General features: G+C 66.9%; 18 protein-coding genes. 10 read left to right on the forward strand and 8 right to left on the reverse strand.

What is annotated here, in order from left to right:
- Positions 1 to 8: 8 nt before the first annotated feature.
- From ACLQ3J_RS07450 to tuf, 7 genes are all read left to right on the forward strand, one after another.
- Positions 9 to 638 (forward strand): TetR/AcrR family transcriptional regulator, encoded by a 630-nt coding sequence (locus tag ACLQ3J_RS07450; protein ID WP_169619523.1) that lies wholly within the window; start codon positions 9 to 11, stop codon positions 636 to 638.
- 10 nt (positions 639 to 648) lie between these two features.
- A complete protein-coding gene (locus tag ACLQ3J_RS07455; protein WP_240951861.1) occupies positions 649 to 1203 on the forward strand; it encodes a DUF3558 domain-containing protein in 555 nt (184 codons plus the stop codon).
- 47 nt (positions 1204 to 1250) lie between these two features.
- Positions 1251 to 1760: a DUF3558 domain-containing protein gene (locus ACLQ3J_RS07460; RefSeq protein WP_425902706.1), complete on the forward strand. Its 510-nt coding sequence runs from the start codon at positions 1251 to 1253 to the stop codon at positions 1758 to 1760.
- A 336-nt stretch (positions 1761 to 2096) separates the two neighbouring features.
- On the forward strand, positions 2097 to 2471 hold the full coding sequence (rpsL, locus tag ACLQ3J_RS07465; RefSeq protein ID WP_072704519.1) for a 30S ribosomal protein S12: 375 nt from the start codon (positions 2097 to 2099) through the stop codon (positions 2469 to 2471).
- The gene (gene rpsG / locus ACLQ3J_RS07470; RefSeq protein ID WP_072704522.1) at positions 2471 to 2941 is read left to right on the forward strand and encodes a 30S ribosomal protein S7; all 471 of its coding nucleotides are present in this window, start codon (positions 2471 to 2473) and stop codon (positions 2939 to 2941) included. The genes rpsL and rpsG overlap by 1 nt, the downstream gene beginning before the upstream one ends.
- A 144-nt stretch (positions 2942 to 3085) precedes the next feature.
- A complete protein-coding gene (gene fusA, locus ACLQ3J_RS07475; RefSeq protein ID WP_169619524.1) occupies positions 3086 to 5188 on the forward strand; it encodes an elongation factor G in 2103 nt (700 codons plus the stop codon).
- Positions 5189 to 5282: 94 nt separating this feature from the next.
- Positions 5283 to 6473 (forward strand): elongation factor Tu, encoded by a 1191-nt coding sequence (gene tuf / locus ACLQ3J_RS07480; RefSeq protein WP_169651244.1) that lies wholly within the window; start codon positions 5283 to 5285, stop codon positions 6471 to 6473.
- Between the two features lie 93 nt (positions 6474 to 6566).
- On the opposite strand, the gene ACLQ3J_RS07485 is transcribed toward tuf, so the two are convergent.
- Genes ACLQ3J_RS07485 through ACLQ3J_RS07505 form a run of 5 tightly spaced genes read right to left on the reverse strand, consistent with a single transcriptional unit; the run spans position 6567 to position 9138 of the window.
- Complete coding sequence (locus ACLQ3J_RS07485) at positions 6567 to 7133, reverse strand: hypothetical protein (protein WP_169619526.1); 567 nt, start codon at positions 7131 to 7133, stop codon at positions 6567 to 6569.
- Positions 7130 to 8173, reverse strand: a complete 1044-nt coding sequence (locus ACLQ3J_RS07490; RefSeq protein WP_169619527.1) for a DUF6286 domain-containing protein — start codon at positions 8171 to 8173, stop codon at positions 7130 to 7132. Before ACLQ3J_RS07490 ends, ACLQ3J_RS07485 begins: the two co-directional genes overlap by 4 nt.
- Positions 8166 to 8360, reverse strand: a complete 195-nt coding sequence (locus tag ACLQ3J_RS07495) for a DUF2273 domain-containing protein (protein ID WP_169619528.1) — start codon at positions 8358 to 8360, stop codon at positions 8166 to 8168. Before ACLQ3J_RS07495 ends, ACLQ3J_RS07490 begins: the two co-directional genes overlap by 8 nt.
- A complete protein-coding gene (locus ACLQ3J_RS07500) occupies positions 8357 to 8683 on the reverse strand; it encodes a hypothetical protein (protein ID WP_296549335.1) in 327 nt (108 codons plus the stop codon). Before ACLQ3J_RS07500 ends, ACLQ3J_RS07495 begins: the two co-directional genes overlap by 4 nt.
- Positions 8680 to 9138, reverse strand: coding sequence for an Asp23/Gls24 family envelope stress response protein (locus ACLQ3J_RS07505; RefSeq protein WP_169619529.1), 459 nt, complete (start codon positions 9136 to 9138; stop codon positions 8680 to 8682). Before ACLQ3J_RS07505 ends, ACLQ3J_RS07500 begins: the two co-directional genes overlap by 4 nt.
- Positions 9139 to 9368: 230 nt before the next feature.
- On the opposite strand from ACLQ3J_RS07505, the gene ACLQ3J_RS07510 reads away from it, so the two are divergent.
- From ACLQ3J_RS07510 to ACLQ3J_RS07520, 3 genes are all read left to right on the forward strand, one after another.
- The gene (locus ACLQ3J_RS07510; RefSeq protein ID WP_296549336.1) at positions 9369 to 10547 is read left to right on the forward strand and encodes an NAD(P)/FAD-dependent oxidoreductase; all 1179 of its coding nucleotides are present in this window, start codon (positions 9369 to 9371) and stop codon (positions 10545 to 10547) included.
- A gap of 57 nt (positions 10548 to 10604) precedes the next feature.
- Entirely contained in the window at positions 10605 to 11405 is an 801-nt protein-coding gene (locus ACLQ3J_RS07515; protein ID WP_169651242.1) for a glutamate racemase, read from the forward strand.
- A 70-nt stretch (positions 11406 to 11475) separates the two neighbouring features.
- A complete protein-coding gene (locus ACLQ3J_RS07520; protein WP_425902708.1) occupies positions 11476 to 12201 on the forward strand; it encodes a DNA alkylation repair protein in 726 nt (241 codons plus the stop codon).
- A gap of 49 nt (positions 12202 to 12250) precedes the next feature.
- Here the strand turns inward: ACLQ3J_RS07520 and ACLQ3J_RS07525 are convergent, their stop codons facing one another.
- From ACLQ3J_RS07525 to ACLQ3J_RS07535, 3 genes are all read right to left on the reverse strand, one after another.
- Entirely contained in the window at positions 12251 to 13306 is a 1056-nt protein-coding gene (locus ACLQ3J_RS07525; RefSeq protein WP_169619537.1) for a ferredoxin--NADP reductase, read from the reverse strand.
- Positions 13307 to 13621: 315 nt separating this feature from the next.
- The gene (locus tag ACLQ3J_RS07530; RefSeq protein WP_169619538.1) at positions 13622 to 14101 is read right to left on the reverse strand and encodes an SRPBCC family protein; all 480 of its coding nucleotides are present in this window, start codon (positions 14099 to 14101) and stop codon (positions 13622 to 13624) included.
- 26 nt (positions 14102 to 14127) lie between these two features.
- Complete coding sequence (locus ACLQ3J_RS07535; RefSeq protein ID WP_169619629.1) at positions 14128 to 14445, reverse strand: ArsR/SmtB family transcription factor; 318 nt, start codon at positions 14443 to 14445, stop codon at positions 14128 to 14130.
- Positions 14446 to 14560: the final 115 nt, after the last annotated feature.

A 14560-nucleotide genomic window follows, 5' to 3' on the forward strand; every position in this document is an offset into this window, starting at 1 on the left:
GAGGACGGGTGACGCGCGAACCCAAGCAGGACCGCAGTCGAGCGACGCGTCTGCGCCTGCTCGAATCCACGATAGATTGCCTGGCCGAGTTCGGCTGGGCGGCGACCACCGTCGGCGTCGTCGCGGAACGCGCCGGAGTGTCGCGTGGGGCGACCCAGCACCATTTCCCGACCCGTGAGGATCTCATCACGGCTGCTCTCGATTTCATGTTCGACAGCCGGATGGAACGCGCCCGGAACGAGACGCCCGACGTGCCGCCCGGCAGCGCTCGCACCGAGGCGGTCGTGTCCCGTCTCGTCGAGCAGTACACCGGCAATCTGTTCAACGCGGCGTTGCAGGTCTGGACCGCCGCGGCGGCGGATCCCGCGCTGCGCGAACGCCTTCTCCCGCTCGAGGAGCGTTTCGGCCGGGTCGCGCACAAGGTGGCTGTCGAACAACTCGGCGCGGACGACTCCGATCCGGTGGTGCACCGCATGGTGCAGGCGACTCTGGACCTCGCCCGTGGCCTCGGCCTGGCCGACGTCCTCACCGACGACTCGGTGCGACGCCGCGAGATCGTCAGGCACTGGGCGGCCCAGCTCGACACCGTGCTGGAAGACGCCCGGCGTCGGCGCGCAGCAGGCCCTGCGGCTCGGTAGTGTCTCGGCCATGTCCTTCGAGCGGACCGGTAGCAGAGCGGCGACGGCGGCCCTGGCATTCCTGGCGATGCTCGTCGCGGCCGGATGCGGCTCCGGCGACGATGCCGCAGACCAGGGGCAGACCTCGACGACATCGGCTGTGACCGAGCCGGGCCCGCTTTTCGGGGAGTGCGGGTCGCTGACCGACGACGAGGTGGCGAATGCGTTCGCGCTCGGTCCGTTCTCGTCCGTCACACGCAACTCCGTCGGCTGTGAGTGGGAACTCTTCGTGGGTGGGCCGAGCGTGAGTTTCAGCTGGTACCGGGGAAGCCCGATCGGCAGGGAACGGGCCGGGTCCGATCTGATCGGCCGTCCTGCAACGGATGTCGAGGTCGGGGGCAATCCCGGCTTCCTGGGTTCGTCCCAGTCGCTGGACGGGCAGACGACCCTGTGCGAGATCGGGGTGCAGTTCGGCGGCGACTTCATCCATTGGTCCGTCTCCTACGGGAACTTCCCGCCCGCGGCCGACGCATGTGCCGTCGCTCGCAGCCTTGCGGAGACCAGCGTCGACAGGGCACAGCAGTGATGCGCCGGGTCCCGCTCCGGCCGGCCGGTCGTCGTCTCGGCGCCGGCATGGCAGCACTGGTGGTATGCGCCACGGTGCTCACCGGATGCTCCCGGACCATCGAGGGCCGCGCGGTGCAGGAAGGTGCGGGTGGCGGCGGAAACACCGAGGAATTCACCCGGCTGCTCACCGAGTGCGACGCGGTCGCGGACCCGCAGATCGCCGAGGCGGTCGGAGCCGAAGCGGTGTACCGGGGGTTCTTCGGAGCGATCTGCCGGTGGGAGGGCGACGGGCCCGGCGGCGTCGTGAAGGTCACGTTCAACTGGTTCGAGACGGGCTCGCTCGACCACGAGCGCTCCGCCGCCGAACACCTCGGGTACACGGTGGAGAACACCACGGTGGAGGGACGACGGGCGCTGCAGATGCGCCGGCCCGACGACCCGTCGTCGTGCGGGGTGAGTTCGGGTGCCTCGACGACCGGTATCTTCGGCTGGTGGGTGCAGTACCAGGGCGGTGGGCCGGACCCCTGCGAGGCCGCTGCTACCTTGGCACGGCTCACCTTGAACCTCAGCAGCTGACCGTGGCTGGGGCCGACCAGGGTCGAGCGGGTCCTCGGTTGCCTACCTCACTTTGACCTGATGCTCGCCAGCCGGGTATCGTTGTGGGTCGTGTCCGGCAAGCCCGGACCGGTCTGTGTGCCTATGCGAGGTAGTGCCGTGCGCGTCGTCTGTAGAAGTCTGCAGTTACGAGTTCCCGGCTGCCTGTGTGGGGGTACGCGACACACCCGACCTCGTGTGCACACGAGGGGCGAGTGAGGGGCAGCTAGCTCTCTTGTCCCAACCGATGGATCCCTAATTTCAGAACAGCCAGTGTTGCTCGTGTGAGCAGCTCCAGACAACGAAGAAAGCCGGTTAATGCCAACCATCAATCAGCTGGTCCGTAAGGGCCGCCGCGACAAGACCGTCAAGGTCAAGAGCGCGGCCCTCAAGGGCAGCCCGCAGCGTCGCGGCGTGTGCACTCGCGTGTACACCACCACCCCGAAGAAGCCGAACTCGGCTCTTCGTAAGGTCGCCCGCGTGCGCCTCACCAGCTCTGTCGAGGTCACCGCGTACATCCCGGGTGAAGGCCACAACCTCCAGGAGCACTCGATGGTGCTCGTGCGTGGCGGTCGTGTGAAGGACCTTCCCGGTGTCCGCTACAAGATCATCCGCGGCTCGCTCGACACCCAGGGTGTCAAGAACCGCAAGCAGGCCCGTAGCCGCTACGGAGCGAAGAAGGAGAAGGCCTGATGCCACGTAAGGGTCCCGCTCCCAAGCGTCCACTGATCGCCGACCCGGTTTACGGGTCCCCGCTGGTCACCCAGCTGGTCAACAAGATCCTGATGGACGGCAAGAAGTCCACTGCAGAGCGCATCGTCTACCAGGCGCTCGAGCAGGCACGTGAGAAGACCGGTACCGATCCGGTCGTCACCCTCAAGCGCGCGCTCGACAACGTCAAGCCCGCTCTCGAGGTTCGTAGCCGCCGCGTCGGTGGTGCCACCTACCAGGTGCCGGTCGAGGTTCGCCCCGGCCGTTCCACCACCCTCGCACTTCGGTGGCTGGTCACGTTCGCACGTCAGCGTCGTGAAAAGACCATGGTGGAGCGCCTCGCCAACGAGCTCCTCGATGCGAGCAACGGCCTCGGTGCCGCTGTGAAGCGTCGCGAAGACACGCACAAGATGGCTGAAGCCAACAAGGCGTTCGCGCACTACCGCTGGTGAGTCGAGGCCGGTCGGGAGGCACCGTGATCCGGACCTCCCGATCGGCTGCTCGCACAACTGTGTCGGTCCCGTAAAGGCCGGCTGACAACACAAGAACATGGGTCCGCACAAAAGGACCGACACTAGCTACGAGCGGGGTTACCTGTGGCACAGGAAGTGCTGACCGACCTGAACAAGGTCCGCAACATCGGCATCATGGCGCACATCGATGCCGGCAAGACCACCACGACAGAGCGCATCCTCTTCTACACCGGTGTGAACTACAAGATCGGTGAAACCCACGACGGTGCTTCGACCACCGACTGGATGGAGCAGGAGAAGGAGCGTGGTATCACCATCACCTCCGCCGCCGTCACCTGTTTCTGGAACAACAACCAGATCAACATCATCGATACGCCCGGCCACGTCGACTTCACGGTCGAGGTCGAGCGGTCCCTGCGCGTCCTCGACGGCGCCGTTGCCGTCTTCGACGGCAAGGAAGGCGTCGAGCCCCAGTCCGAGCAGGTCTGGCGCCAGGCTGCCAAGTACGACGTTCCGCGCATCTGCTTCGTCAACAAGATGGACAAGATGGGCGCGGACTTCTTCTTCACCGTGCAGACCATCATCGACCGTCTCGGCGCGAAGCCGCTGGTCCTGCAGCTCCCGATCGGTGCCGAGGATGCCTTCGACGGCGTCGTCGACCTGGTCGAGATGCGTGCGCTGACGTGGCGTGGCGTCACCGAGATCGGCACTCCGCCGACGATCGAGGAGATCCCCGCCGATCTCGTCGAGCTGGCTGCGGAATACCGCGAGAAGCTTCTCGAGACGGTTGCCGAGTCCGACGAAGAGCTCATGGAGAAGTACTTCGGCGGTGAAGAGCTCACGGTCGACGAGATCAAGGGCGCCATCCGCAAGCTCACCGTGGCCTCCGAGCTGTACCCGGTCATCTGTGGCACCGCGTTCAAGAACAAGGGCATCCAGCCCATGCTCGACGCTGTCATCGACTACCTGCCGACTCCGCTGGACATCGGCGAGGTCGAGGGTCACAAGCTGAACGACGAGGAGACCATCCTCACTCGTAAGCCGAGCAAGGACGAGCCGTTCTCGGCTCTCGCGTTCAAGATCGCGGCGCACCCGTTCTTCGGCAAGCTCACCTTCGTGCGCGTCTACTCGGGTCGTATCGATCCGGGTGCCCAGGTGCTCAACGCCACCAAGGGCAAGAAGGAGCGCATCGGCAAGCTCTTCCAGATGCACGCCAACAAGGAGAACCCGGTCGACGAGGCCGTGGCCGGCCACATCTACGCGATGATCGGCCTGAAGGACACCACGACCGGTGACACCCTGTGCGACCAGGCGAACCCGATCGTCCTCGAGTCGATGACGTTCCCGGACCCGGTCATCCAGGTCTCGATCGAGCCGAAGACCAAGTCCGACCAGGAGAAGCTGGGCACCGCGATCCAGAAGCTCGCCGAAGAGGACCCGACCTTCTCGGTCGAGCTCGACGAGGAGACCGGCCAGACCGTCATCGGCGGTATGGGCGAGCTCCACCTCGACATCCTCGTCGACCGCATGCGTCGCGAGTTCAAGGTCGAGGCGAACGTCGGCAAGCCGCAGGTCGCGTACCGCGAGACGATCACCAAGCCGGTCGAGAAGCTCGAGTTCACGCACAAGAAGCAGACCGGTGGCTCGGGCCAGTTCGCGAAGGTCATCATCGCCCTCGCGCCGTTCCGCGGCGAAGACGGCGCGACCTACGAGTTCGAGAACAAGGTCTCCGGCGGTCGTGTGCCCCGCGAGTACATCCCGTCGGTCGACGCGGGTGCGCAGGACGCGATGCAGTACGGCGTGCTCGCCGGCTACCCGCTGGTGAACGTCAAGGTCACGCTCCTCGACGGTGCGTACCACGACGTCGACTCGTCCGAAATGGCGTTCAAGATCGCCGGCTCGCAGGCCCTGAAGGAAGCGGCTCGCAAGGCTGCTCCGGTCATCCTCGAACCGCTCATGGCTGTCGAGGTCACCACCCCCGAGGATTACATGGGTGAAGTGATCGGCGACCTCAACTCCCGCCGTGGCCAGATTCAGGCCATGGAGGAACGCAGTGGTGCCCGTGTCGTGAAGGCGCTGGTTCCGCTCTCGGAGATGTTCGGTTACATCGGTGACCTTCGGTCGAAGACCCAGGGCCGCGCGAACTTCTCCATGGTGTTCGATTCCTACGCAGAGGTTCCGTCGAACGTCTCGAAGGAAATCATCGCCAAGGCGACCGGCGAGTAGCCTTCGGGTTATCCCCTCGGTCACCTGCACGACCAAGTAATACAAACCGCACTGCTGCATACTGCAAGCAACAACAGTCCAGGAGGACATTCCAGTGGCTAAGGCGAAGTTCGAGCGGACCAAGCCGCACGTGAACATCGGCACCATCGGTCACGTCGACCATGGCAAGACCACCACGACGGCCGCCATCACCAAGGTGCTGGCAGACAAATTCCCGGACCTGAACGAGAGCTTCGCGTTCGACCAGATCGACAAGGCTCCCGAGGAGAAGGCTCGTGGCATCACGATCAACATCTCCCACGTGGAGTACCAGACCGAGAAGCGTCACTACGCGCACGTCGACGCCCCGGGTCACGCGGACTACATCAAGAACATGATCACGGGTGCCGCCCAGATGGACGGCGCAATCCTGGTCGTGGCTGCAACCGACGGCCCGATGCCCCAGACGCGTGAGCACGTGCTGCTCGCTCGCCAGGTCGGCGTGCCGTACATCCTCGTCGCGCTGAACAAGGCCGACATGGTCGACGACGAGGAAATCCTCGAGCTCGTCGAGATGGAGGTCCGCGAGCTCCTCGCTTCGCAGGAGTTCGACGAGAACGCTCCCGTCGTCCCGATCTCTGCTCTCAAGGCACTCGAGGGTGACGAGAAGTGGGTTCAGTCGATCGTCGACCTCATGCAGGCCGTCGACGACTCCATCCCGGACCCGGTCCGCGAGACCGACAAGCCGTTCCTCATGCCCGTCGAGGACGTCTTCACGATCACCGGCCGCGGCACGGTCGTCACCGGCCGTATCGAGCGTGGCGTTGTCAACGTCAACGAAGAGGTCGAGATCGTCGGCATCAAGGAGACCTCGACCAAGACCACGGTCACCGGTATCGAGATGTTCCGCAAGCTGCTCGATCAGGGCCAGGCGGGCGACAACGTCGGCCTCCTCGTCCGCGGCATCAAGCGCGAGGACGTCGAGCGTGGCCAGGTCGTCGTCAAGCCCGGCACCACGACTCCCCACACGGAGTTCGAGGGCCAGGCTTACATCCTCAACAAGGAAGAGGGCGGCCGCCACACGCCGTTCTTCAACAACTACCGTCCGCAGTTCTACTTCCGTACCACGGACGTGACGGGCGTTGTTACCCTTCCCGAGGGCACCGAGATGGTCATGCCCGGTGACAACACCGAGATGTCCGTCAAGCTGATCCAGCCGATCGCCATGGACGAGGGCCTTCGCTTCGCTATCCGCGAGGGTGGTCGTACCGTCGGCGCCGGTCGCGTCACGAAGATCATCAAGTGAGCTAGTTCTCACTGACGCCAACGGCGTCCACCCTTCGGGGTGGACGCCGTTCGGCGTTTCAGGACCGGTGGACGATGCGGCCGGCGGGTGCCGTCAGTCGTGTTCGGAATGCGGCGGATCGAGATGCAGCAGCACCTGCGTCGCCACCCTGGCACCGCCGAGTGCGCACGCGGCGCGTTCTGCGGTGTCCTCGGCGTGCGCGGTGAACTCGGCCACGTCGATTCCCGGCTCGGCATGCACGACCACCGACAGCGTGGGCAGGTGCCGTTCCACCACCGCGCGGCCGCGCGCCGACCGCACGCCCGGAAGCCCGGCGAGTTCGCGTGCCACGCCCTCCGCGACCGGGCCCAGTTCCACACCGAGCGTCGCGTCCGTCACCTCGTCGAACAGTTGCACCGTCGAGGTGCGACGGCGCGACAGATTCACCACGAGCAGGACGATGCCGATCGCGGCTCCCACGGCGAACACGGTCCACAGTGCGGGCGTCCACCAGTCCTGATCGGGAACGTCGATGACGCGTGGCCGGTCGAGTTGCGAGAGCCGGTCCCGCGCGAGGGGCACTTCCCACAGCCAGGCGAGCGCGAAGGCGCCGATTCCGAGCAGGGCGAAGCCCGTCACGAGCGCGAAGAAACGGTTGGCCAGCACCGTACGGAGTTTCATCGGCGCGTTCCTCCCACGGCGTTCGCCCGCGTCTCTGCGGGGGTGATCTTCACGATCAGTGGAAGGGGATCGGCGAGCAGCGAGAGATTCGGTTCGACCTCGGCGCGCACGGTCGCGGTGAGTTCGGCGACCGGTACTTCGGGGTCGGCGACTATCCGCACCACCGCGCGCCGGCGATCGACCACAGTCCGCGCGGTGCGTACACCGGGGAGGGCCGACGCCCGGGCACTGCACATGCGGGCGACGTCGGTACGCCGCATCCACACCGTGTCGACGGGACCGGAGACCCGGAGCGGGAGGTGGGTGCGTCGCCGTGGCTTGATCGCCGCGAACAGCAGCGCGGCACCGAGCAGCACGAGCACCGCGGCCACCGGACCGATCCACGGTTCCCAGTGCAGCCTGCCGAACCACTCGAACGCGTTGCGGAGCCACGGCGCTCCGGCGTAGGTGCCGCGCACGATGAGAAGTTCGCGGGCGGCGACGAACGAGAGTCCGAGCGCACCGATCGCGATGAGCGCCGCGGCCGGCGCCGCCGCCGGGGTCGCGAGCGGGGGTAGCGGTTGCACGACCGGTATCCGCGCGCGGGACTCGGTGTGAGCGACGATGTCCGATTCGAGGTACTCGACAGGCACGGACTGCTCGGCCGGTTCGTCCTCGCGTGCCTGGGGGGTCGCGGCGACGAGGACGTTCAGTTCGGTGACGTGCAGACCCGTGTAGTCGTGCAGGTGACGCGCGACGGCGTCGTGCACCCTCCGCGTCAGTGCCGCTGCGTCGTAAGGCCATTCGGCGGCGATGAAGAGATTCACCGCGACCGCCCGTCCGCCGGTGGTCACATCGGCACGAGGAAGTTCCCGGCCCGTGAGCAGACTCAGGTTGCCGGTGTGCCGGACCACGCCGGGAACCTGGAGTGCGGCCGACGCGGCGATGCGTTCGACTGCGCGGTCCTTGATGACGAGGGTGCCGCGGTTCCCGACCGTGTCGATGTCGTCGAGCGTGGAGCCCGGCAGTGGCCCGGTCTCCGTGGGGACGCCATCAGCCACGGCCGCGGCTCCGCAGAATCGCACCGAGGTCGAGCAGACCGTCCCGGTGTGCACCGATTGCGGCACCGAGCGCGCCGAGAAGGACCGCGAACAGCAGTCCGCTGACGCCCCCGAATATCCCGGCAAGAGCGAGGAGGAGACCGGCGATCAGGCCGACCGCGGTGTTGCCGGTGGGAGTGTGGTTCACGGGGACACCTGTTTCTGTTCGAGGTGGACGTCTTCGATCGTCACATGCACCGGAGGGCCGACGACCGCTTCGACGAGCGCTCGCACGGTGTCGGCGAGGGCCGGCAGATCGGCGGGGTATTCCGCGGTGATGTGCACGGCGCACCCCTCGGGTCCTAGCCGGATCCCGGGGATCCGGCGTCCCGGCAGGTAGGTCGCGACCGATCCGAACGGGCCGCTGTTGAGCCCGGCGACGCCTGCGACACCCGTGACGATCTCGGCGACGAGGTCTGCGACCTCGGGGTCGGGATGCGTACGGGGGTCTGCGCCGGGAGACGAGGTCACTGCACTCGAGGCTTGAGCTCGTCGGCTGCTGCCGCCTCGTCGTACAGCACCACGTCGAAGACGGTGATGTTGACTTCCGTGACCTCGAGACCGGTCATGCGTTCGACGGCCGTGATCACGTTGTGCCGGATCGCGATCGCCAGCTCGTGGAGCGCCACGCCGTATTCCGCGACGATGCCGATATCGATCGCTGCCTGTTTCTCGCCGACCTCGACCGCGACGCCCTGCCCGTGGTTGATTCGTGCTCCGGGGATGCGGTCGCGCAAGGCGCCCACCACCCGGGCGGTCCCTGCCCCGACGTCGAACACGCCGCTGACCTCGCGTGTCGCGATGCCTGCGATCTTGGCGACCACCGCGTCGGCGATGATCGTCCGACCTTGGCTGTCGAGGGGACCGGAGAACGAACCGGTACCGAACTGGATGCGGCTGATTCCTGCGCCGCTGTCGCTGGTCATGAGTGCTCCTCGTGCCGTGTGGGTCGTGGGGAACGTGCGGGCCGTGCGTTGTCCATCATTATCCGCCCGGTGAGGGTGATATGCCGGGCAGGACCGCCACCGTGTTGTGCTGCGGGGTATTTCGGTGTTGCCGGGATCGGCGCGCTGTTCAGCCCTGTACGTGCGTTTGGTATGAAGAGTGCACGCACACGGGTGGCAGAGGTCACGCCGCGATGAGGAGGATGTACCAGGTGGCAGTCGAACGGATCGTAATAGCAGGAGCCGGACTCGCGGGTGTGCGAACCGCGGAGGAGTTGCGACGCGCGGGGTACGAGGGCGAGATCGTTCTGCTCGACGACGAGGGCCACCTGCCCTACGACCGGCCCCCGCTGTCGAAGGATGTCATCCGCGGCGAGCGGGAGGACACCACGCTGCGCCCGGCCGAGTTCTTCGACGAGCAGCGCATCGACCTGCGGCTCGGCGCCGCCGCACGCTCGGTCGACACCGACGCCCGCACCGTGACACTCGCCGACGGCACCGAACTCGCCTACGACGAGCTGGTCGTCGCCACGGGTCTGCGAGCACGGCGCATCCCGGGCCTGCCCGATCTCGACGGCGTCCACGTCCTGCGGTCGGTGGACGACAGCCGCGCCTTGCGGGCCGCGATCGTCCCCGGCGTGCGGGCATTGGTCGTCGGCGCCGGATTCATCGGATGCGAGGTCACCGCCAGCCTGCGGGCACTGGGCGTCGACGTCGTCCTGCTCGAGCCGCAGCCGACGCCGCTCGCGTCGGTGCTCGGCACCGAGGTCGGTTCCCTCGTGGCACGACTGCATACCGACGCCGGAGTCGACCTGCGTGCAGGAGTCGGGCTCGCCGAACTGCGCGGCGACGGCCACGTCACCTCTGCCGTGCTCGGGGACGGCACCGAGATCGACGTGGATCTCGTCGTGCTGGGTATCGGATCGGTGCCTGTCACCGAGTGGCTCGAGGGCTCGGGGATCGAACTGGACAACGGGGTCGTGTGCGACGACACGGGCAAGGCGTCCGCGCCGCACGTCTGGGCCGTCGGCGACGTCGCGTCGTGGCAGGTTCCCGGTGGTGCCCGCAAACGTGTCGAGCACTGGACCAGTGCGGGCGAGCAGGCCACCGTGCTCGCGAAGAAGATCGTCACGGGGGAGTCCGGGGGCGCCGGCCAGGTGCCCTACTTCTGGAGCGACCAGTACGACATCAAGATCCAGGGCCTGGGTGCGGTTCGCGCCGACGACACCGTGCACGTGGTGCGCGACGACGGACGGAAGTTCCTCGCGTACTACGAGCGTGAGGGCCGCCTCGTCGGTGTCGTCGGTGGCGGGCTGCCCGCGCAGGTGATGAAGACCCGGATGAAGATCGCCGCCGGCGCGCCCATCGAGGAGTTGCTCGCGGCCGTGTGAGCACTCGAAGCCGTATGCCTGAACACCGCCGCGACCGGGAAGGGCTAGATTCGTAGGGTGATCGTTGCGCTCATCGACTCGGGATTCGGCCTGCTGCCGACTGCTGCGTGGCTGCGCCGGATGCGTCCGGATCTCGACTTGCTGCTGTCGATGGACCCGGAGTGCGCTCCCTGGGGGCCGAAACCGGCCGACTGGGTGTCCGACCGGGTGGTGACCACCGCCCGGCGCGCCGTCGACCGCGGCGCCGACGCGGTGGTGCTGCCGTGCAACACGGCGTCGGTGACCGCGCTGGACGACGTGCGCGCCGCGCTCGGTGACGATGTTCCCGTGATCGGAACCGTGCCCGCGATCAAGCCTGCCGCGGCCGTGTGCACGTCGGTGGCGATCTGGGCGACGGCCGCGACGACCGCGAGTCGTTACCAGGCCGACCTCATCGAGAAGTTCGGGAACGGCAGCGAGGTCGTGGGCGTCGCATGTCACGGACTCGCCGACGCCATCGACCGGGGTGACCGGGAAGGCGCCGACCGGGCGATCGCCGATGCCGCGGCGCGCACTCCGGACGACGTCGAGGGCATCGTCCTCGGCTGCACCCACTACCCCCTGGTGGCGGACTCGATCCTCGCCCGGTTTCCGGAGGGTGTGCGCTTGTTCGACAGCGCCGAAGCGGTCGCCAGGCAGACGCTGCGTCGTATCGCCGACCTCGATGCGGACGAGCCGGGCACCCGCGAGTTCGGCGACCGTTCCGGAGCCTCCGGGCGCGTCGAGGTGTACCTCAGCGGTAAGCGCGGAGCGCTCCCGCCCGGAGCGGAGGCGTTCGCCGCTGGACGGGAACTGCTCGCTGCCGCGACTGCGAGGTAGAAGCATCAGGTTCCGCACTACGTGGGCCGTCCGGACACGTGCGGCGCCGGCGAGACCGTAGGCTCGGGCCGTGACCGACGACCTGTCCGCAAAGGACGTTCGCGCGGCGCTCGACGCCCTCGGCGATCCTGACGCAGCCGCCGGGATGGGACGCTTCTTCAAGACCGGGCCCGGCGAGTACGGCGAGGGCGACGTCTTTCTGGGACTGCGGGTGCCGCAGACCCGTGCCGTGGTCCGGAAGTTCCGCGACCTGCCGATCGAGGAGTCGCGTCTTCTTCTGGACAGCGCTGTCCACGAACACCGTCTCGCCGGCCTGCTGATCCTCGTGGACAGGTATACGCGCGACCCGGTCTCACGTCGCCGGGTGGTCGAGGTATACCTCGACGCTCTCCGCTGCGGACGGGTGAACAACTGGGATCTCGTCGACGCCTCGTCCGATCACATCGTGGGTGAATGGATCCACGCGAATCCGGCCGATGCCGGGTTGCTCACGACGCTGGTCGACGACCCCGACCTGTGGCGGCGACGTGCCGGGCTGCTCGCCACGTTCGCCTTCGTCAAGAGGGGAGAGGCCGGCCCGACGCTCATGATGGCCGAGCGTGTCCTCGACGACCGCCGGGATCTGATCCAGAAGGCGGCAGGCTGGATGCTGCGTGAGGTCGGCAAACGCGTGGATCGGGACGCCCTGCTCGACTTTCTCGAGCGTCACGCGGCCGCGATGGGCCGGACGGCACTGAGTTACGCCACCGAGCATCTCGACGCGGAGGAACGCGCCCGGCTCCGCGGGTTGCGCTGACGAGACGTGAGCGGCACCCGGCGATGCCGGCCACGCCTCGTCGTGCGGCTCAGAACTCGATCTTGAGGTGGTCGGTGACCGGACGTGCCTGGCATCCCAGGATGTAGCCCGCCTCGATGTCCTCCGGGTCGAGGACGTCGCAGTTCTCCATCTCGACCTTGCCTTCGAGGACGGTGCACGCGCACGATCCGCACTCGCCCTCCTGGCAGGAGTAGGGAACGTCGATGCCCTTGGCGAGCATGATGTCGACGAGCGTCTGCTTGCGGGGCCAGGTCAGGTTGTGGACCTCACCGTCGAGTTCGACCTCGACGGTCGCCGCGTCCGCGGCTTCTTCGTCGCTGACCTCGACGGGCGCGTGGTCGGCGAAGGGATCACCGGACAACGAGTTGAACACTTCGGCGTGGACCTGCGTCCGCGCCATGCCGATGCTCGAGAGCGCCTGGTGCACGGTGTCCATGAACGGTCCCGGCCCGCACATGAACGCTTCACGATCGGAGTACGGCGCTGCGAGTGTTGCGAGCTGGTCGGCGCTGGGAAGACCTTGCACGGATTCGAGCCAGTGGACGACGGTCAATCGGGTCGGGTACTTCTCGGCGAGCATCCGCAGTTCCTCGGCGAAGATGACCGATGCTTCGTCACGGTTGGCGTAGATCAGCGCGACCTTGCCCGATCCCTGCGTCAGCGCGGACTTGAGGATCGCGATGACGGGGGTGATACCGCTGCCTGCCCCGAACAGCACGAAGTCGTGGTCGAAGGACTTGGGGGTGAACACCCCGGCGGGCGGCAGAACCTCGAGGGTGTCGCCCACCGCGACGGTGTCGCAGAGCCAGTTCGACCCGTAGCCGTCGGACGTGCGCTTGACGGTGACCTTGGGGGCATCGTCGGTGTGCGGTGAACTCGCGAGGGAGTAGCAGCGCGCCACCGAGCCGGTGCGCTCGCTGGGAATCCGCAGGGTGAGGAACTGGCCCGGCTTGTACGCGAACTTGTCGCGGAGTTCGTCGGGGACGGCGAAGACGATCGACTTCGCGTCGGCGGTTTCCTCGACGACGGCGGAGACGGTGAGTACCACCGATCGCGAGCCGTGGGGCACCTCGACAGTCGTCATGGCGTGTGTCGTCCTCTCGTGCATACCGTGCGGGAGCAGTGGCGCCACCCCGGGTGTTCCCGTTCCGGGATGTTCTGGAACACCCCGAAATCTAGAACCCGTTCTAGTTAAGGGTAGCAGCCTGTTGTAGCCCCAGAAACGGTACCGGGTGCGCCCGAGGGCACCCCCGCCTGTCCCGCACAGTGGGCACTTCTGCCTCGACCGGGTGTCCCGAGGCCTTCCGCTGCCGCGTTGGTCCTGCGCGTCCGTGCACGGCTCTCGATCCGGCCCGATGCGGCCGCACCCGGCGGCGAGTGCGGCCGCATCGGCGGATGATCAGGCGCTGGCCTTCGCGAGAAGCTCTTCGATCCGGTCGTAACAGTCGCGCGTGCCCTCCTCCCATCCGGAGGACGCCATCCCGTCGCGTGCTTCGAGGCTCGGATACACGCTGTGGCCGCTGAGCTTGCTGCGGCCGTTGCCGAGATCCTCGAAGGTCATGAACTCGATGCTCACGATGTCGCGGAATTGATCGAATTCGAAGGTCTGGATGGCGAATTCGTTCTCCCGCACGGTGTGGAACACGCCCGAGAAGGTGTACGAACCGCTGTCGTCGCTGTGGGTGTACCGATACGAGCCACCGCTACGGAAGTCGTAGTGGTCGATGTCCATGGACACCCCGCGCGGCCCCAGCCACTGGGCGACGAGAGCCGGATCCTGATGCGCCCGGAAGATTTCGGAGACGGGATAGTCGAACTCGCGCTCGTAGTCGATGAACGGAACGCCGTCCGGAACGTTGATGTGCAGTGGGTTGCTCATGACGATGCCTCTCGCAGGGAGCGGGATCACCCCGGTGGGGGGTCTGTGGTGTCGGCCGTGTCCCCGGCCAGCACAGAGTCGAGGCTGCGGAACTGCTGTTCCTTGGTCAACCGATACCGGTCGATCCAGGAAGTCAGCGCCTCCAACTGTGCGGGATTCAGGTGAACGGGGCGGCGCTGGGCATCGCGGGTGCGCGTGACGAGCCCGGCTTGCTCGAGTACCTGAATGTGCTTCGAGATCGCCTGGGTGGTGATCGCGAAGGGTTCCGCGAGTTCGTTGACAGTGGCGGGACCCCGGCTGAGCCGGGCGACGATGCGTCGGCGGATCGGATCGGAAAGGGCCATGAAGGCCCGGTCGAGTAGTTCGTCGTCCGCGTCGGCACCGTTCACCTGCCACCATCCTTATTCAACCTTTCGGTTGAATACACCATCCTCCGCAGGGAACAGCCCTGTCAAGACC

The organism is Rhodococcus sp. DT1 (assembly GCF_049844875.1).
Classification (GTDB): Bacteria; Actinomycetota; Actinomycetes; order Mycobacteriales; family Mycobacteriaceae; genus Rhodococcus.

Excerpts from the sequence above, each read along its gene's own strand:
- ACLQ3J_RS07505 (WP_169619529.1), bottom strand. The coding sequence starts at position 9,138 with ATGACCAGCGACAGCGGCGCAGGAATCAGCCGCATCCAGTTCGGTACC.
- ACLQ3J_RS07525 (WP_169619537.1), bottom strand. The coding sequence starts at position 13,306 with ATGACGACTGTCGAGGTGCCCCACGGCTCGCGATCGGTGGTACTCACC.
- rpsG (WP_072704522.1), top strand. The coding sequence starts at position 2,471 with ATGCCACGTAAGGGTCCCGCTCCCAAGCGTCCACTGATCGCCGACCCG.
- ACLQ3J_RS07455 (WP_240951861.1), top strand. The coding sequence starts at position 649 with ATGTCCTTCGAGCGGACCGGTAGCAGAGCGGCGACGGCGGCCCTGGCA.
- ACLQ3J_RS07530 (WP_169619538.1), bottom strand. The coding sequence starts at position 14,101 with ATGAGCAACCCACTGCACATCAACGTTCCGGACGGCGTTCCGTTCATC.
- rpsL (WP_072704519.1), top strand. The coding sequence starts at position 2,097 with ATGCCAACCATCAATCAGCTGGTCCGTAAGGGCCGCCGCGACAAGACC.
- ACLQ3J_RS07535 (WP_169619629.1), bottom strand. The coding sequence starts at position 14,445 with ATGGCCCTTTCCGATCCGATCCGCCGACGCATCGTCGCCCGGCTCAGC.
- ACLQ3J_RS07460 (WP_425902706.1), top strand. The coding sequence starts at position 1,251 with ATGGCAGCACTGGTGGTATGCGCCACGGTGCTCACCGGATGCTCCCGG.
- ACLQ3J_RS07485 (WP_169619526.1), bottom strand. The coding sequence starts at position 7,133 with ATGAAACTCCGTACGGTGCTGGCCAACCGTTTCTTCGCGCTCGTGACG.